The sequence below is a fragment of the Amycolatopsis cihanbeyliensis genome (assembly GCF_006715045.1).
Lineage (GTDB): Bacteria > Actinomycetota > Actinomycetes > Mycobacteriales > Pseudonocardiaceae > Amycolatopsis > Amycolatopsis cihanbeyliensis.
The window spans coordinates 3,566,482-3,582,732 of the sequence record NZ_VFML01000001.1; the positions used below are offsets into that span (position 1 = coordinate 3,566,482).

A 16,251-nucleotide genomic window follows, 5' to 3' on the forward strand; every position below is an offset into this window, starting at 1 on the left:
AGGGCGATCACCCCACAGCCCCCCGCTGGGTGAACCTCTCAACACGTTCCGTTGGCCGGGACCGCCATCCGGGGCCGACCCGGCATATGAACGTACGGCAACAACAAGATGACAGGTCAAACGGTTTTTTCTGTTCACCCACTCGCCCCAGGCGGGCCTGTCATGTAACAATCAACGTGCTGACACACCCCCGGTCAGCGCCTGTGGAGATCCCCTCCGGCCCCCGCGTTCCTCCCCCTGGCGCGGGGGCCTCTCCATGTGTGCTCGACGCCTGGGGGCGTCTTCGCACACTTCTCGTATCTTCCCGGGGCCGAGCCCCCGGACCCCCCACGGCGCGGGATGTGCTGACCCAGCGAGGTCCCTCGGTGGGTGGCCCTTGGGCGGTTGATACGGAGAGTTGTGCTAGGTCGGGCTAGGCGTGGATACCTACACCTGAATGGCCTAGGGAAATGGGTTTCTTGGCGACACGCCGTGTGTGCCGTGTCACAGACACTTTCTCGCCGAAACCCAACCGTTATCGTGTGCCTGTGCCTCTTCCATCGCTAGGACGCAGCCGCACCAACCTCAAACCCGTGAACCCCGGCCGGCACCGCGACGACGCCGCCAAGGAAGCGGCGGGGGCGGTCGAAGACCAGGAGCTGACCAGCTACCTGGCCGCGCTCGCACCGGACTCGGACGACCCGGAGAGCACCGGCAGCGGGCGCCGCTTCGGCGAGGCGCAGGTCTACCAGCTCCGGCTCAACCTGATCGCCAGCGAGCAGCTCAAGGAGCTCGCCGCGCAGCGGGACACCTCCCCGCAGGCGCTCGCGCAGGAGTGGATCCTCGAGCGCCTCTCCTGGGAGTCACAGGCGGCAGCGGAGCGGCGCCGTCCGCACAACGTCACCGAACCGCGGACCGACCAGCACTACTTCGACCACGAGTGGCCGGTGGCTGGAAGGCTCTGAGCGCCGGGCACCGGCAGCGGTAGGCAAGGCAGCTGAACACCAGGCAAACACCGGGCCCCGGCGGAAGGTTCCGCCGGGGCCCGAATGTCAGGTACGCAATTTAGCCCTGCAGGACGCGAACCTTCTGTGCCTGCGGGCCCTTCTGGCCCTGGCCGACCTCGAACTCCACTCGCTGGTTCTCCTCGAGGGTGCGGAAGCCGCGCCCGTCGATCTCCGAGTAGTGCACGAAAACGTCGCCCTCGCCGCCGTCCTGGGCGATGAAGCCGAAGCCCTTTTCGGCGTTGAACCACTTCACAGTGCCTTGCGCCACCGTCTTTACTCCTCGTTACTGATCCGCATAGGGAGCCGCCGCGGCGGCTCCCGAGCCGTCCCGGGCAGTTCCAACGAGTCGAGCAAAGAGCTGCTGGGCTCATGGCTCGCGTCAGAAGTTCCGCGAGTGTGAAGCCACGAACACGCAAAACGACGGCCTGAGGGCAGACTACCGGGAATCGGCCCCTTCTGGCCCCAAGGTCCATACGGTTGGACCAACGGGACTGAAACCCCCTAACAGGTGGCACGGATAGGGGACCAGCAGCACACGCCGTGTCACGATGTGACCCTAGTCACATCCGAGTGTGTCAACGTTCCTGCGCGGTCGGGCGTCATGTGGGCAGATATGGGGAGAAGGGGCATTCAGTTGACGCGAAGCGATATCTCCGGTTCGCGTCCGGGCACGCTGCTCGTCCTGGTACTGGCAACAGTGCTGGGACTGAGCGCATGCTCGGGCGGATCCGACGGCGGCACGCAGACGGACACCTCGACCACCGAGTCGAATCCGCCGGCGAAGGTACAGGCACAGCCCGCGGACGGGGCCACGGACGTGGCGCCCGCGGACTCGATCCAGGTCTCGGTCGCCGACGGCACGATCCAGACAGTCGCCCTGACCAACCCGGAAGGTGAGCAGGTCAAGGGCGAGGCCAGCGCCGACAAGACCACCTGGGCGACCACTGAACCGCTGGGGTACGGCAAGACTTACACCTGGTCCGGCACCGCCATCGGCGCGGGCGGGGAGCCGGCTCCGATCGCGGGAAGTTTCACCACCGTCACCCCGCGCCAGCTACTCAGGGCCACCCTGAACGTCGGGGACGACAAGACCTACGGCATCGCGATGCCGATCAGCGTCACCTTCCGGAACAGCGCGGGCAAGCCGGTCCCGGTCACCAACAAGGCCGCCATCGAGCAGGCGCTCAGCGTGGAGTCCACGCCGAGTACCGAGGGCTCCTGGGCCTGGTTACAGAACGACACCTCGGTGCACTGGCGCCCGAAGGAGTACTGGGAGCCGCATACCGAGGTCACGGTGAAGGCTCCGGTCTACGGGCTCGAGCTTTCCGAAGGCGTGTACGGCAAGCAGGACCTCGAGGCGAGCTTCGAGATCGGACGTTCGCAGATCGTCAGGGGCAACACCCAGACCCACCGGATGCAGGTGGTCCGGGACGGCAAGCAGGTGGCCGACTACCCGGTCAGCTACGGGCTGGACTCCGATCCCGGTCGGGTCACGCACAGCGGCACGCACGTGGTGATGAGCAAGCACCAGACCTACTTCATGAACAACCCCGGCTACGGCTACGAGGACTTCGAGGTGAAGTGGGCCGTACGGATCTCGAACAACGGCGAGTTCACGCATGCCGCGCCGTGGTCGGTGGGTGACCAGGGCAAGCGCAATGTCTCACACGGCTGCCTCAACCTCGCCCCGGCGAACGCCAAGGAGTACTACGACAGCGCGCTGATGGGTGATCCGGTGGAGATCGAGGGCAGCACCCAGCAACTCGGCCCGCGGGACGGCGACTACCACGACTGGACCTACTCCTGGCAGGAGTGGACCGCGAAGTCCGCCCTCGCCGGCTGACCCACCGGGAGCCCTGAACGTGGCGATCAGGACGCTCAACGTCGCGAACGGCACATTTGAGACGTCTACCGTCTCGAACGCCACGTTCAGGGCCGGCCGAATGAGCGCTTGGCCACTCGATGTTCGGTATGGCGGGTGTGCCGGGTTAGCGTGGACGGGTGAGTAGCTCGGCACAGCCACCGGCACGAACCTGGCCGCCGGTGGAGACGGAACCGGCCGTCCCGCACCACAACGCCCCCGCGGCCGGCAGCAAGCTGGGGGTGCACTACGCGCAGTGCTTCGGCTGCGGGGATGAGCAGGAGGCGGGCCTGCACCTGCAGTCCACCGTCGGCGAGGGCCGCACGGTGCACTCCCAGTTCACCGTGACCGAGGCGCACCAGGGCGCGCCGGGCCTTGCCCACGGCGGCCTGCTGGCCTGCGCCTTCGACGAGGCGCTCGGCGCCACGGTCGGCAACCTGCTGCGCAAACCCGCGGTCACCGGCCGCCTGGAGACCGACTTCCGCAGGCCGGTGCCGGTGGGCTCCATCCTGTACATCGCGGCGACGCTGGACGGGACCGCGGGCCGCAAGATCTACGTCAGCGCGGACGGCAGGCTGGACGCCGAGGACGGGCCGATCGCGGTCCGCGCCCGCGGGCTGTTCGTGATGGTCGGCCTCGAGCACTTCACCACGCACGGCGACCCGGAGGCGCTGGAGAAGTTCCGGGAGGCGGCCCGGAACAACCGGGAGGACTGGAACATCAACCCGTGATCGGTGCTGGATAGGGTCGGCGGGTGTTCCTGCTGCTCGCCGGGCTGCTCGCGGTTCTGCACCTCTACCTCTGGAAACGGCTGATCCGGGACACGCTGCCCCGCGGCCGGACGCGCACCGTGGCCACCGCCGTGCTGGTGCTGCTCGTGCTGGTCATGGTGGCCGCCCTCGCGCTCGGGACCACCCTCGACCCGGCGGTGGCGCAGTGGGTCGCCTGGCCCGGCTACCTGTGGCTGGCGATCTTCTTCTACCTGCTGCTCGCCCTGTTGGTGCTGGAACCGCCCCGGCTGGCCCTGCGCCGGTGGGCCGGCCGCGAACCGGACCCACCGGCGAGGACGGGCGTCAGCAGGCGGGTGGCGCTGGCGCGCGGATCGGCGGCGGTGGCCGGAGTGGCCGCGGTCGGGTTGGTCGGCTACGGGGTGACCGTGGCGATGGGACCGCCCTCGATCACCCGGGTTCCGATCACCCTGCGCCGGCTGGACCCGAGGGCTTCCGGCTGCCGGATCGCGCTGATCAGCGATATTCACCTCGGTCCGATCATCGGTCGTCGATTCACCCAGCGGATCGTGGACCTGGTCAACGCCGAGCGACCGGACGCCGTGGCCATCGTCGGCGACCTGGTGGACGGGGACGTGCCCGCGCTGGCCGATGCCGCCGCCCCGCTGGCGGACCTGAGCAGCACGCACGGGACGTTCTTCGTCACCGGCAACCACGAGTACTACGTGGGTTACCGGCAATGGGTGGAGCATGTGCGCACCCTCGGCATCACGGCACTGCGCAACCAGCGGGTCACCATCACGCACAACGGTGGCCGGTTCGAGCTGGCCGGGGTGAACGACGCCACCGCCTACCAGTGGCAGGACGCCGCAGACGTGGCCGCGGCCATGCGGGGGCGGGACCCGGAACGCGCCGCGGTCCTGCTCGCGCACCAGCCGGTGGACGTGGCCGACGCCGTGGCCCAGGACGTGGACCTGCAGCTGTCCGGGCACACCCACGGCGGGCAGCTCACCCCGTTCGAGTTGCTGGTGAGCCAGCAGCAGGGCGTGGTCGCCGGGCACTACCGGTTCGGCGACACCCAGCTCTACGTCACCAGGGGAGCCGGGTTCTGGGGGCCGCCGGTGCGGGTCGGCGCGCCACCGGACATCACCATCGTCGAGCTGCGCTCGCCCTGATCAGGTCAGCGTGCGGGGACGGACGGAGTTGGCCCGGTCGACCAGCTCGATCCGCCGGTCGGAGCTGCTCGCCAGGCGGGCGAGCGAGCGGTAGCAGCGCTCCAACCCGAACCGGATGTCCCGGTCGGCGAGGGCACAGCCGAGGACCGTGGCGCCCGGCGTGACCTGCGTACCGCGGGCGTTCGCACTCCGCAGCCAGTCGTGCGCCGCCTCCAGCACCTCGGCCGAGAGCCGGGCGCGCCGCTCGGCGTCCAGCGAGAGCCGTTCCAGCTGGGTCGCCGCGTGCACCAGGTCACGCTCGGCGACCTGGCCCTGTTCCCCGCCTCTGGTCTTGATCTTGACCGCGGCGACCTGTGCGTCCACGTGGTGGGTGGAGGCGACCGGAATGGACTCCAGCACCTCCACCGCGCCGGCCCGGCCACCCTGCGCGAGGTACACCCTGGCCAGCCCGAAGGCGGCGCTCACGTAGGACCGGTCGGTACGCCAGACCAGCTCGTAGAAGCGGGCGGCCGCGAAGTAGTCGCCGACGTACTCCGCACTGATCCCGAGCGCCAGCTTCGGCGCGATCTCGCCGGGCAGGTCGTCGTACACCGTGTCGAAAGCCGCCTGCGCCACCCGTGGCCTGCCACCGGCCAGCTCGATCAGCCCGCGGTACCAGTCGATTCGCCAGTCGTGCGGGTAACCGGCCTTGATCGCGAGGTACTGGGCCGCCTGCAGCTGGCGGCTCGCCTCGGCCAGCTCACTCAGCTCGATCCGGGCACGCACGATGCGCAGCCGGACCTCGATGGACTCCCGCGGCGCTCCGGCGAGGGCCGCGATGGCGGAACGCGGATCGGCCTGCAGCACGGTGGCCAGCACCCCAGCGCCCGCGTCCCCGGTGTCGATCTGCGGGATCGGCAAGCCGGCGACCACCTGGCCGGGGTTCGGGACCGGGACGGGGCTGCCCTGGACACCCTGCTCGGGCAGCACCATGTCCACGCCGAAGGTCTTCGTCTCCGGGCCGAACACCGGGGAAGCGCCGGGGCGCGGCTCGCCGGTGCCCAGCGACATGATCTCCCGCAGCACCCCGGTGAGCTGGTCGGCCATGTCCTCGGCGGAGAGGAACCGGCGGTCCGGATCGGAATGCGTGGCCCGGCGCAGGAACCGGTAGTACGAGCCGAACAGGGCGAACAGCGGCACCTCGTCCGGCCCGGGCAAGGTGGTCTTGTACTTGGTGGTGTACCCGGTGAACTCGAAGCTGAGCACGGCAAGGGTACGGCCGACGGTGTAGAGGTCGGAGGCCACCGAGGCACCGTGCTTGGGCAGTTCCGGGGCGCTGTAGCCGGTGGTGTAGAACAGCGGGCTCTCGTAGTCGTCCATCCGGCGCACCGCGCCGAGGTCGATCAGCTTGAGCTGCTCGTGCGTCTGGATCACGTTGTCCGGCTTCAGGTCGCAGTACAGCAGACCCTGGCTGTGCAGGTAACCCAGGGCAGGCAGGATCTCCAGCCCGTATGCGATGACCTGGCCGATCGGCAACGGCTCCGGCCGCCCGGTCTCCCGGTGGTGCGCCAGCGCGAGTTGGCGCAGCGACTGGCCACCGACGTACTCCATCACGATGTAACCGACCGAGGTGCCGGTGTGGTTGTCCGGATGCTGCACGAAGTTGTAGATCCGGACGATGTTCGGGTGCTCGACCTCGGCGAGGAACCGGGTCTCGTTCACCGCGGCCGCCAGCGCCGTGGCGTCCCCGGTGTCGATCAGTCCCTTGAGGACGACCCAGCGGTCGCTGACGTTGCGGTCCTTGGCGAGGTAGATCCAGCCGAGACCGCCGTAGGCCAACGCGCCCAGCACCTCGTACTGCCCGCCGACGACCTCACCGGGGCGTAGTTTCGGCAGGAAGGAGAAGGGCGCGCCGCACTTCGGGCACACGCCCTCCGGCTCACCGGCTTGACCGTCCCTGCCCCGGCCGACCTTCGTCTGGCAGCTACCGCAGAACCGCTTCTCCTCGGAGACCACCGGGTTCGCCAGCACGGCCGATGCCGGGTCCCGGTAGGGCACCGGCGGCACGTCCACCAGGCCCGCACCGAGCCGGCCGCGCCGCGAGGTGCGCGCGGAACTGCGCCGGGAGGTACCGGGGAAGGCGCCGGATCCGGTACCCGACCCGGTTCCCGGCCACGAGCCGGGACCACTACCGGGTCCGCTCCCTGGGCCGGTGCCCGGCCTGCTGCCCCCGCTGGTGCTCGGCGGCAGCACACTCTCCGTCCCGGGGTCCGGCAGGGGTACGTTCGAGCCCGGGTCCACTGCCGGCGCCGGTGGCGCGATACTCCTGGTCTCCGCGGGTGCGTCCAGCACGCTGGTCAGCTGGGGGTCACCGGCGGCCTGGACCGGCTGTCGCTGTTGCTGCTGTTGCCCGTGCGGGGGCGGCTCGGGCTCACGCCAGACCTGGTCGGACACTGCTACCTCCCGCTACCTGTACTCGGGCTGGGGCGGGCCGGCCGAACCGAGCCGTTCGGCCACCCACCCGTCATAGCTCTGTTGCCACCGACCACCGCGCACCTGCTCGAGCACGTGGTTGACGAACCGCACCATGTCCTCGTTCTCCTTGGGGATGCCGACCCCGTACGGCTCCTCGGTGAACGTCTCGCCGACGACCTTCGTGGTCGGGTCCTGCGCGGCCATCCCGGCCAGGATGGTGTCGTCGGTGGACACTGCGGCCACCTGCCCCTGTTGCAGCATGACCAGGCAGTCCGACCAGTCGTCCACCTGGACCGGGATCGGGCCGGACACGGCGGCGATGTTCTTCAGCGAGGTGGAGCCATCCGCCGCGCACACCCGCTTGCCGTCGAGGCCAGCCAGGCTGGTCACCGAGGATCCTTTGTCCACAAGCAACCGCTGGCCCGCGACGTAGTACACCGAGGAGAAGTTCACCTTCTCCCGCCGCGCGCAGTTCACGGTGTAGGTCCGCACCACGACGTCCACCTCACCGTTCATCAGCACGTCCTCGCGCTGCGCGGAGGTGATCGCCCGGAACCGGATCTTCTCCGGATCGCCGAAGATCGCCCTGGCGATCTCCTTGGCGATATCGATGTCGAAACCCTCGAGCTCGCCGGTGGTGGGGTTGCGGAACCCGAACAGGAAGGTGTTCTGGTCCACCCCGGCGATCAGGTTCCCGCGCTCCCTGATCTCGGCCATTGTGGACCCCGCGGGAATACCGGCCTGGGGCGGAAGACTCGCCCTGGCGTTGCAGTCCGGCGACTCGGACTTCTCGGTGTCCACATCGACCGGACCGGAGCCGGCCGGGGCCGGGCGCTGCACCGAACCCACCGGCGCCGGATCCACCGGCTCACCGGGCGAACCGCAGCCGGTGGCCAGCACGGCCAGCATGCCCAGCACGGCGACCGACGTTGTTGGCAAACCCCGCTTGCTCACCGATACTCCCTCAACCGTTCCCGGATTCCCATCGTCACGCCGAGTGCGGCGAGCACCGCCAGCACCGCGAATCCGGGCGCGAGCAGGATCAGGGCACGGGACCCGTTGGTCGTGTCGTCCAGAAAACCTTGCCGCGCGGCGTTGATCGCCTCGGCCAGGTGGCCGTCGAGGCGGGAGAACGCCGCCGCCGCGCTCTGCTCGTCCGCGCCGTCCAGCGCGAGTTCCACCGCCCGGTCATGGTCACCGGACCGGTCGAGCGAACGAACCTCGGTGTGCGCGCGCAGCCAGGCGGTCGCGTCGTTCGCCGCGGCGGCCGCGGACTCGGCTGCCGGCTCGCCCGCGGTCAGGTTCTTCGCGCGCCCCAGCATCCCGCCCTCGCCCTCCGGCCCGGCGAGCTCGGCGGTCAGCTGCACGAACTCCTTCTCGTACTCCTCGCCGCCGCCCCTGGCCACCAGGGTCAGGGTTTCGTCGGCCCGCGCCTTCAACGCGGTGATCCTTGCCTGCACCAACTGGTCCATCTGCTCGGTGCTGTCCCTGCCGGCGGACACCAGCACGCTCTGCACGATCAGCGCCGCCGCGGTCCACAGAACCGCCACCCCGACCGCGATCGTGGCGACCACCAGCCCGATGTTGAACACCCGGTTGGTAATGCGCTTCAGGTACACCTGCGCCGCGATCAGCGCACCGAGCAAGGCCAGCACGAGTAACGCCGTCAGCCACGGAAACCCGCTGGCGTCGTCCTGCTCCTCGGCCAGCCGCTGGGTGTCGATCTGGTACAGCTCCTCGGCCGCGGGCAGCAGGGTGGAGCGCATCAGGTGGGATGCCTCACGCAGGTAGGAAGCGCCCACCGGAAAGCCCTGCAGGTTGTTCGCCCGCGCCTGCTCCACCAGTCCGGTGTAGACCGGCAACTGTTGGCTGAGGATGTCGACCTGGGTGGCCGCGTCGCCGACCCCCGCGGAGTCGGAGGCCGCCTTGGCCAGCGCGGCACCGGCCTTGGCGATATCCAACTCGTACCGTTCCCGCAGTTGCCGTGGCTCGCCCCCGGTGAACAGGAAGGAACTGGCCGCGGTGGCGTCGGCGTCGGAGAGCGAGCGGAACACCTCCTGCGCCGCGGCCGCGAGCGGCTCCCTGTGCTCGACCAACCCGTCGATGGCGCCCTTGCGGTCCTGCATGGCGATGGTGCCGAACACCCCGGTCAGCAGGGCGAGCACGACCAGTCCCACGGCGATCAGGGACAGCCTGCCCGGGGTGCGGCGCGTGGCTCGGACGATCCTGCGTGCGGCGCCCGCGGGCAACTCGGCAAGGCCTGCCAGCCCGGACCGGGGCTGCGCGGGCGCCCCGTTGCCGCCCGGCCCCGCGGTGCCTGCGGCCTGCGCCCCGTGCTCCCCGGCAGCGCGGGTCGCGGTGCTCGTCATCGTGTCTGCCCTCCGCCCAGTCGCGAGACTCGCATGACGGTAGCCGAGTCCGCATCGGGACACGCGGTTAGCCGGGTGGTCGGCTGGATATTCTCCCCGGCCGATGCATCGGTTCGGTCAAGAACCGGACAGATCGTTGCGATACGCATACCGCACGGCCTCGGCCCGGTTACGAACCCCGATCTTGGCGAAGGCGTTGTTGATGTGCGTCTTGACCGTGGTTTCGCCGATGAACAGCCGGCCGGCGATCTCGGCATTGCTCAACCCGGCACCGATCAGCCCGAGTACCTCGGCCTCGCGGGCGGTGAGACCGTCCGGCGGCACGCGGTCGCCCGCGGGTGGGTCCAGCGCGGCGACGAGCCGGCTGGAGACATCCGCGGCGAAGGTGGACTGCCCGGCCGCGGCCGAGTGCAGTGCCGCGGTGATCTCGGTCCGGCCCGCGTCTTTGGTCAGGTAGCCGCGCGCGCCCGCGCGCAGCGCGCCGGCGATCGAGTCGTCATCGGAGTAGGTGGTCAGCACGACGACCGCGGTTTCCGGGTGGTCGCGGCTGATCCGCTCGGTCGCGGCCACCCCGTCGAGCCCCGGCATCCGCAGATCCATCAGCACCACATCGACCCGGTCGCGGACGAGCGCCTCCAGCGCGGCGGCACCGTCCCCCGCGGCGCCGGTCACCTCGACGCCCTCGACCAGGCCGAGCAGCGCGACCAGCCCCTCCCGGATCACCTGCTGGTCGTCCACGACGAGCACCCTGATCGGTTCAGCCATCCGGCACCTCCGCGCTCACCCGCCAGTCCCGCCCCTCGCTGCCCGCGGTCAGGGTGCCACCGGCGAGCGCGATCCGCTCGCGTAGCCCGGTCAGCCCGAACCCCGGCGCGCGTGCCGGCCGGGCACCGGTGCGCTCGTTCACCACGCGCAGGCTCACCCGACCGGCGCCGAAACCCAGCACCATGGTGACCGCCGCGCCCGGCGCGTGCCGCGCGGCGTTGGTGAGTGCCTCCCGCGCGCCCGCGGAAAGTGAGACGGCGGTGGCCGAGGACACCGCGCGTGGCACCCCGTCGGTACGGAAGTCCACCGGCGTGCCGTGATCCCTGCGGTGCCTCGCGGCGAGTTCGGCCAGCGCCTCGGTCAGCGCGGGCACGTCCCTGCGCAGCGCGGCAACGGCGTTCCTCGCCTCGGCGAGCCCGTCCGAGGCGAGCCGCCGCGCCCGCCGCACCGTACCCAGCGAACCGTCCACATCGGACTTCTCGGCAAGTTGCGCCTCGGCGAGCTCGAGCTGGACGCCGAGGGCACCGAGGGAGTGCGCCAGCACGTCGTGGATCTCCCGCGCGATCCGGGTGCGCTCGTCCAGCGCGGCGGCGCGGGCATGTTCCGCCTGCGCCAGCCGGGTCTGCTCGAGCAGTTGCTCGGCCTGCCTCGCCCGCACCCGGTACTGCCGCTGGTGCAGCCCGAACAGCATGAACAGCAACAGCACCACGGGGGTGCCCAGCACCTTGTCGGCGGGGAGCCCGGCCAGCACGCCGGAGGCCGTGGCGAGGACGGTGCCACCCGTCCCGGTCAGCACGATCGTGGTGACGCCGGGCGCCTCGAGCGCGGCGAACCGGCCGAGCGCGATCGCCCCGAGGATGGCCGGGGTCATGTCATCGGCGGGCCCGGTGGCCAGGGTGGGCAGGGCCGCGGCCACCCCCAGCATGGCCGCGGCGAACCGGGGTGCCCTGGACCCGGCGAGCACGAACACGGTCCAGCAGGCGGCGCAGGCGCCATAGCAGGCCCAGATCCACGGCTCGTCCTCGCGGGCGGTGAGCAGCGTCGCCGCGAGGAACACCGTGCCGAACAGCTGCACGACCAGCCATCCCGGCGCGAGGTTGTCCGGTAGCCGCCACCGGCGCTTCGCTTCGGTCATCTCCCGATTTCAGCGCACGATCGAACCGGCCCGCTCACCGGCCGGACAGGCTGGTGATGACCTCGACGAGGAGCAGGCGGTAGGCCAGGAAACCCAGCAACAGCACCACGCCGATCCCGATCAGCAGGAGCAGCGGCCGGCCGCCGGTGCGCTTGTCGTCCTTGTCCATGGCGAGAACGCTAGGCGGCGAGCCGGGTGGAGTAGGACCACTCAGGGGTGGAGCTGGGGATGGAGATGGGGGTGGAACAGACGGTGCCCGCCACCTCAGCGAGGTGGCGGGCACCGGGGAAAAACGTCTGGGGGTCAGCCTCAGATGACGCTGACCGAGGTGGCCTGCGGGCCCTTCTGGCCCTGGCCGATCTCGAACTCAACGCGGGCGTTCTCCTCCAGGGTCCGGAAGCCGTTGCCCTTGATCTCCGAGTAGTGCACGAAGACGTCCCCGTCGCCCTGGTCGGGGGTGATGAAACCGAAGCCCTTCTCGGAGTTGAACCACTTAACGGTGCCCTGCGTCATGAAAATCTCCTGTGTGACAAAAAATAAGGACGACACCGGCCGTAACCGAATGTCCTACACAGTCAAGCACACCCGGGCGCTGAACGCCAATGGATGCCAGCCGAACGTGTGTGTGATAACTATCCTGAACCCCTCGCGAGCCGCCCTGACCAGCAGAGAGACCCCTACTTGGATACGTCGACGGAACTCGTCGAATTACTTACGAACGAGCCGGAAATGCGCCCAGTCACTACAATACGATTATTACCGTGGGCGCTGCTGATGCTCCGATCTACCGAGCGGCTGACCGCGAAACGAGGTGCGCCGAGAACGGTACCCGATCGGCAGGCCACACGCCATGGGGCGCGCGGCCCCCTCGATGTGAGACCGGGGTCACAGCGCGCGCCGGTGCGTTAGCTTGCCTCCATGCAGCCCTCCTACCCGCACTGGGAAACCGTGCCCACCCGGTGGAAGGACAACGATGTCTACGGGCACATGAACAACGCCGTGCACTACTCGATCATGGACACGGTCATCAACACCTGGCTGATCCGCGAGGGTGGCCTGGACATCCACGACGGGGACACGATCGGCCTGTGTGTCGAGTCGCGCTGCAACTACCACGCCGCGACGGCCTTCCCCGAGTCGCTGGCGGTAGGGCTGCGGGTCGGCAAGCTCGGCGGGTCCAGCGTGCGGTACGAGGTCGGCATCCACCGGCAGGACCGGGAGACCGTGGTCGCCGAGGGGCACTTCGTGCACGTGTTCGTGGACAGGGAGACCCGCAGGCCACGCCCGATCAGCGGGCGGCTGCGCGACTCGCTGGCAGCGCTGCTGGTGGAACCCGGGTGAGTGAGCCGTCCCACGCCTGCATCAGCTCGGCGTAGCGCGGCGAGGAGACCAGCAGTTCACCGTGCCCGCCGAGCAGGGTGTCCCGGCCGTCCATCACCAGCACCCGGTCGGCCCGCAGCGCGGAACTGAGCCGGTGCGCGATCACCACGAGCACCCCGCCCCGCTCGGCGAAAGCCCGCTCGACCCTGGCCTCGGCCGCGGCGTCCAGGTTGGCGGTGGCCTCGTCCAGCACGATCACCTCGGCCGGGCTCGCGTAGAGCCTGGCCAGCGCGAGCAGTTGCACCTCGCCGGTGGACAGCCCCTCGCCACCGTGCGCGACCGAGCCGTTCAGCCCGCCGAGCCGCTCCACCAACCGGCCCGCGCCGACCGCCTCGGCCGCCGCGAGCAGGTGGGACTCACTGGCCGACGGCGCGAAGAGGGAAAGGTTCTCCCGCACCGTGCCGGCGAAGACATAGGACTCCTGCGGGGTCAGCGCGATCAACCGGTGCCGCGAGTCCGGCCGGATCTCGCGCACCGGCACCCCGCCCAGCCGTACCTCCCCCCGCTCCGGGGCGAGCATCCCGGTGACCAGCCCGGCCAGGGTCGACTTGCCGATACCGCTCGGCCCGACCACGGCCAGGTGGTCGCCGGGGGAAAGGTCGAGGTCGAGGTCCGCGACGATGGGTTCGGCGTGCGCGCCCCACCCGAAGGTCAGCCCGCGCGCGACCAGCTCGCGACCGTCCGGGACCCGGGTACCGGCCTCCGGTACGGCGCCCGCGCCCGCACCGGCCTCACCCAGCCGACGCAACGCGACCAGCAGCCGCAGCACCACGGTGCTCGCGGTGGAGGCGAGCCCCTGCAGCGCGGGTTGCATGGTGCTGGCCAGGTAGACGAGCGAGCCGAGCGCGGCACCCGCGGTGAGCTGCCCGGCCGCGACCATGCCCGGCGCCATGACCAGCACCAGTACCAGGGGCAGGAAGGCACCGATCGCGATGACCAGGGTGCGCATCGCGGTCGCCACCGCCATCCGGACCTTCGCCGTGGCCTGCGCGTCGATCCGGGCGTCCACGGCGGCGATCGCGGTGGGCTCGGCCCCGCAGGCGACCACGTCGCGCAGGCCGGCGAGTACCTCGCCCGCGGACTCGGCGGTCCGCTCGTCGGCAATGGCGAGTGCCCGCTGCCTGCCGGCCAGGGTCGGCAGCAGGCAGGCGAAGAGCACCATCGAGGCCACCACCGGGACCGCGACCACCCAGGCGAGTGTCCCGGCCACGGTGAACAGCCCGGCGAGCGCGCTCACCGTGGTCACCACCATGCCCCGCGCCTGCACCAGCAGGCCGGCGGTGGCGTCCCGGATCACCTCGATGTGCTGGGTGATCCGGGCGACCCCGCTGGCGTCCGGCCGGTTCCGGTGTGCGGCTCCGCCGCGCAGCACGCCCCGCACCACGGCACCGACCAGGGTGTCGCGCAGCGGTTCGATGATGGTGCCGAGCCGGTTCCAGACCAGCCGGGAGCCGAACGCGCCGAGCACGGCGACCGCGCCGAAGACCAGCAGCCAGGCCACGCCGATCGCCGGTCGTCCCGCACCGAACCCGCCGTCCACGGCGAGCTGGACCAGCCGCCCGGAGAGGAACGCGGGAGCGCCCTCCAGCACGGAGCACCCGAGCAGCACCAGGCCGCCGCGCCATTGCTTGCCGAGTGTCGTCCAGTACAGCTTCGTGACCGTCACGGTGTATCCGTCTCGTCCTCGGTGAACACGGCCCGGTACTCGGGCTCGGACCACAGCTCGGCGTGCGGGGCGCAGGCCCGTACCCGGCCTTCCTCCAGCCACAACACCCGGTCGGCACGGCGCGCGGTACCCGCCCGGTGCGTCACCACCACCCTGCTCCCGGTTGGCAGGCTCGACTCGATGGCGTCCTCCACCATGCGCTCGGTGACGGTGTCCAGGCTGCCGGTGGCCTCGTCCAGCACCAGCAGCCGGGGTTTGCGGACCAGCGCCCGCGCCAGGCCGAGTCGCTGCGCCTCCCCGCCGGAGAGCGGGGTCTCCTCCAGCGGGGTGCGGTAGCCGTCCGGTAGCCGCACCACCAGGTCGTGCACCTGCGCGGCGCGGCAGGCCTCGCGCACCGCGGACGGGCCGGCCCAGCTCCCGTAGGCCACCGCGTCCTGCACGGTCGCGCCGAGCAGCGCGGGCCGTTCGAAGGCGTGGCCGACGGCGGCGCGTACCTGTTCGGCGGGGAGCTGAGCCACCGGGGCCCCGTGCAGCAGCACTTCGCCCCGGTCCGGTGGCCGCAACCCCCCGAGCACCGCGGCCAGCGCCGTCTTGCCCGCCCCCGACCTGCCCACCACGGCCATGCTGCTCCCGGCGGGCACGGTGAGGTCTATGCCGTCCAGCGCGCCGTCCACCCCGACCCCGCGTAGCTCGATCTCGCCCTGGCCGGCCGGCAACGGCCGGTCGCCGTCCGGCGGCAGCGGGGAGTCCAGCACCTCGGCCAGCCGGGTGCCGCAGCCGCGTGCCCTGGACAGCGTGGTGAGTAACGGGATCTGCTGGACAAGGCTCATACCGAGGACCACGTAGCCGAGCGCGGCGAGCACATCGCCGATCGAGAGCCTGCCGGCGAGCACCCCGAAGCCCGCGGCGGTGAGCACGCCGAGCTGGACCGCGGGCAGCAGCAGCCCGGCACGCCAGACCATCCGGGCCTGGGTGCGCCACATGCCGATCCCGGCTGCGGCCAGCAGGGGCAGCGGGCGCAGCACCCTGGCGGCCTCCCGTTCCGCGGTGCCGGAGGCCGCGATGGTGCGCAGCCCGCCGACGGCGTCCAGCAGCCGGGCCGAGAGGTCACCGGAGACCTGCTGGTAGGAGAGCACGTCGGCGGCGGTGAGCCGCAGGTGGGAGCGGGCAAGCAGGAGCGCGATCGGCACACTGCCGAGAAACACCGCGGCCAACCGCCAGTCCAGCAGGGCAAGCAGCACGATCGCGCCGGTGGAGACGACCACGGCCGAGCACAGTTGCACCAGGATCGAGGCGATCTCGCCGGCTCCCGCGCAGTCGGTGGTCACCCTGCTGACCGCGTCGCCCGCGACGAAGGGCGAGCGGGCGCCGAGGCCGGTCAGCCGCCGGGTGAGCCTGCGGCGCAGCCACGCGGCCGCGCCGGCCGTCACCCTGGCGGTGATCACCACGGCGGCCACGTCGGCGACGATCTCGGAGACCCCGAGGGTGAGCAGCCAGAGCACCTTGGGCCAGGCGCGCTCGGCCGCGACCGCCGCGTCGACGGCGTCGGCGAGCGCACCCGGCAGTAGCAGCCCGGCCGTCGTGGCGACCAGGGCCGTGAGCACGAGAAGGAGTAACCGAGGGGGGTCATGTCGCAGGACCGCGAGCAACACCCGGTCACCGGGCGCACGCACGCTCGTTGGTCCCAACACGCCCCTCCTTGGGGAAGAATGAGTGGCGCGGGAGCGGCACA

The 16,251-nt window shown here is 70.8% G+C and carries 15 protein-coding genes; 5 read left to right on the top strand and 10 right to left on the bottom strand.

Annotation, left to right across the window (positions count from 1 at the left end; all coding sequences use genetic code 11):
* Positions 1 to 527 precede the first annotated feature (527 nt).
* Entirely contained in the window at positions 528 to 944 is a 417-nt protein-coding gene (locus FB471_RS15855; RefSeq protein ID WP_141999153.1) for a hypothetical protein, read from the top strand.
* A 100-nt stretch (positions 945 to 1,044) separates the two neighbouring features.
* Here FB471_RS15855 and FB471_RS15860 read toward each other — a convergent pair whose 3' ends face one another.
* Positions 1,045 to 1,254, bottom strand: a complete 210-nt coding sequence (locus tag FB471_RS15860) for a cold-shock protein (RefSeq protein WP_141999155.1) — start codon at positions 1,252 to 1,254, stop codon at positions 1,045 to 1,047.
* A 345-nt stretch (positions 1,255 to 1,599) separates the two neighbouring features.
* Here FB471_RS15860 and FB471_RS15865 point away from each other — a divergent pair, with 345 nt between their 5' ends.
* The 3 genes from FB471_RS15865 (at position 1,600) to FB471_RS15875 (ending at position 4,750) form a co-directional block, all read left to right on the top strand.
* The gene (locus FB471_RS15865; RefSeq protein WP_141999157.1) at positions 1,600 to 2,829 is read left to right on the top strand and encodes a L,D-transpeptidase; all 1,230 of its coding nucleotides are present in this window, start codon (positions 1,600 to 1,602) and stop codon (positions 2,827 to 2,829) included.
* 200 nt (positions 2,830 to 3,029) lie between these two features.
* Complete coding sequence (locus FB471_RS15870; RefSeq protein WP_142002004.1) at positions 3,030 to 3,578, top strand: PaaI family thioesterase; 549 nt, start codon at positions 3,030 to 3,032, stop codon at positions 3,576 to 3,578.
* Positions 3,579 to 3,601: 23 nt separating this feature from the next.
* Positions 3,602 to 4,750, top strand: coding sequence for a metallophosphoesterase (locus FB471_RS15875; protein WP_141999159.1), 1,149 nt, complete (start codon positions 3,602 to 3,604; stop codon positions 4,748 to 4,750).
* Here the strand turns inward: FB471_RS15875 and FB471_RS15880 are convergent, their stop codons facing one another.
* The 7 genes from FB471_RS15880 to FB471_RS15905 all read right to left on the bottom strand — a co-directional run bounded on the left by FB471_RS15880 (position 4,751) and on the right by FB471_RS15905 (position 11,986).
* Entirely contained in the window at positions 4,751 to 7,183 is a 2,433-nt protein-coding gene (locus FB471_RS15880; protein ID WP_141999161.1) for a serine/threonine-protein kinase, read from the bottom strand.
* 12 nt (positions 7,184 to 7,195) lie between these two features.
* Entirely contained in the window at positions 7,196 to 8,113 is a 918-nt protein-coding gene (locus tag FB471_RS15885; RefSeq protein ID WP_142002006.1) for a glutamate ABC transporter substrate-binding protein, read from the bottom strand.
* Positions 8,114 to 8,154: 41 nt separating this feature from the next.
* Entirely contained in the window at positions 8,155 to 9,573 is a 1,419-nt protein-coding gene (locus FB471_RS15890; RefSeq protein ID WP_170220821.1) for a hypothetical protein, read from the bottom strand.
* A 117-nt stretch (positions 9,574 to 9,690) separates the two neighbouring features.
* Entirely contained in the window at positions 9,691 to 10,338 is a 648-nt protein-coding gene (locus FB471_RS15895) for a response regulator (RefSeq protein WP_141999163.1), read from the bottom strand.
* A complete protein-coding gene (locus tag FB471_RS15900) occupies positions 10,331 to 11,473 on the bottom strand; it encodes a sensor histidine kinase (protein WP_141999165.1) in 1,143 nt (380 codons plus the stop codon). Before FB471_RS15900 ends, FB471_RS15895 begins: the two co-directional genes overlap by 8 nt.
* A gap of 34 nt (positions 11,474 to 11,507) precedes the next feature.
* Positions 11,508 to 11,642 carry a hypothetical protein gene (locus tag FB471_RS35495; protein ID WP_281287401.1) on the bottom strand — a complete coding sequence of 45 codons (135 nt, stop codon included), beginning with the start codon at positions 11,640 to 11,642 and terminating at the stop codon, positions 11,508 to 11,510.
* Positions 11,643 to 11,782: 140 nt separating this feature from the next.
* The gene (locus tag FB471_RS15905) at positions 11,783 to 11,986 is read right to left on the bottom strand and encodes a cold-shock protein (RefSeq protein ID WP_141999167.1); all 204 of its coding nucleotides are present in this window, start codon (positions 11,984 to 11,986) and stop codon (positions 11,783 to 11,785) included.
* A gap of 405 nt (positions 11,987 to 12,391) precedes the next feature.
* Between FB471_RS15905 and FB471_RS15910 the strand changes: the two genes are divergently transcribed.
* Positions 12,392 to 12,814, top strand: a complete 423-nt coding sequence (locus FB471_RS15910) for an acyl-CoA thioesterase (protein ID WP_141999168.1) — start codon at positions 12,392 to 12,394, stop codon at positions 12,812 to 12,814.
* Here the strand turns inward: FB471_RS15910 and FB471_RS15915 are convergent.
* A complete protein-coding gene (locus FB471_RS15915) occupies positions 12,762 to 14,519 on the bottom strand; it encodes an ATP-binding cassette domain-containing protein (RefSeq protein WP_141999170.1) in 1,758 nt (585 codons plus the stop codon). The two genes, FB471_RS15910 and FB471_RS15915, sit on opposite strands and share 53 nt — an antisense overlap.
* The gene (locus FB471_RS15920; RefSeq protein WP_425457067.1) at positions 14,516 to 16,210 is read right to left on the bottom strand and encodes an ABC transporter ATP-binding protein; all 1,695 of its coding nucleotides are present in this window, start codon (positions 16,208 to 16,210) and stop codon (positions 14,516 to 14,518) included. Before FB471_RS15920 ends, FB471_RS15915 begins: the two co-directional genes overlap by 4 nt.
* Between the last annotated feature and the right edge of the window lie 41 nt (positions 16,211 to 16,251).

Excerpts from the sequence above, each read along its gene's own strand:
- FB471_RS15865 (WP_141999157.1), top strand. The coding sequence starts at position 1,600 with ATGGGGAGAAGGGGCATTCAGTTGACGCGAAGCGATATCTCCGGTTCG.
- FB471_RS15885 (WP_142002006.1), bottom strand. The coding sequence starts at position 8,113 with ATGCTGGCCGTGCTGGCCACCGGCTGCGGTTCGCCCGGTGAGCCGGTG.
- FB471_RS15890 (WP_170220821.1), bottom strand. The coding sequence starts at position 9,573 with ATGACGAGCACCGCGACCCGCGCTGCCGGGGAGCACGGGGCGCAGGCC.
- FB471_RS15895 (WP_141999163.1), bottom strand. The coding sequence starts at position 10,338 with ATGGCTGAACCGATCAGGGTGCTCGTCGTGGACGACCAGCAGGTGATC.
- FB471_RS15900 (WP_141999165.1), bottom strand. The coding sequence starts at position 11,473 with ATGACCGAAGCGAAGCGCCGGTGGCGGCTACCGGACAACCTCGCGCCG.
- FB471_RS35495 (WP_281287401.1), bottom strand. The coding sequence starts at position 11,642 with ATGGACAAGGACGACAAGCGCACCGGCGGCCGGCCGCTGCTCCTGCTG.
- FB471_RS15905 (WP_141999167.1), bottom strand. The coding sequence starts at position 11,986 with ATGACGCAGGGCACCGTTAAGTGGTTCAACTCCGAGAAGGGCTTCGGT.
- FB471_RS15910 (WP_141999168.1), top strand. The coding sequence starts at position 12,392 with ATGCAGCCCTCCTACCCGCACTGGGAAACCGTGCCCACCCGGTGGAAG.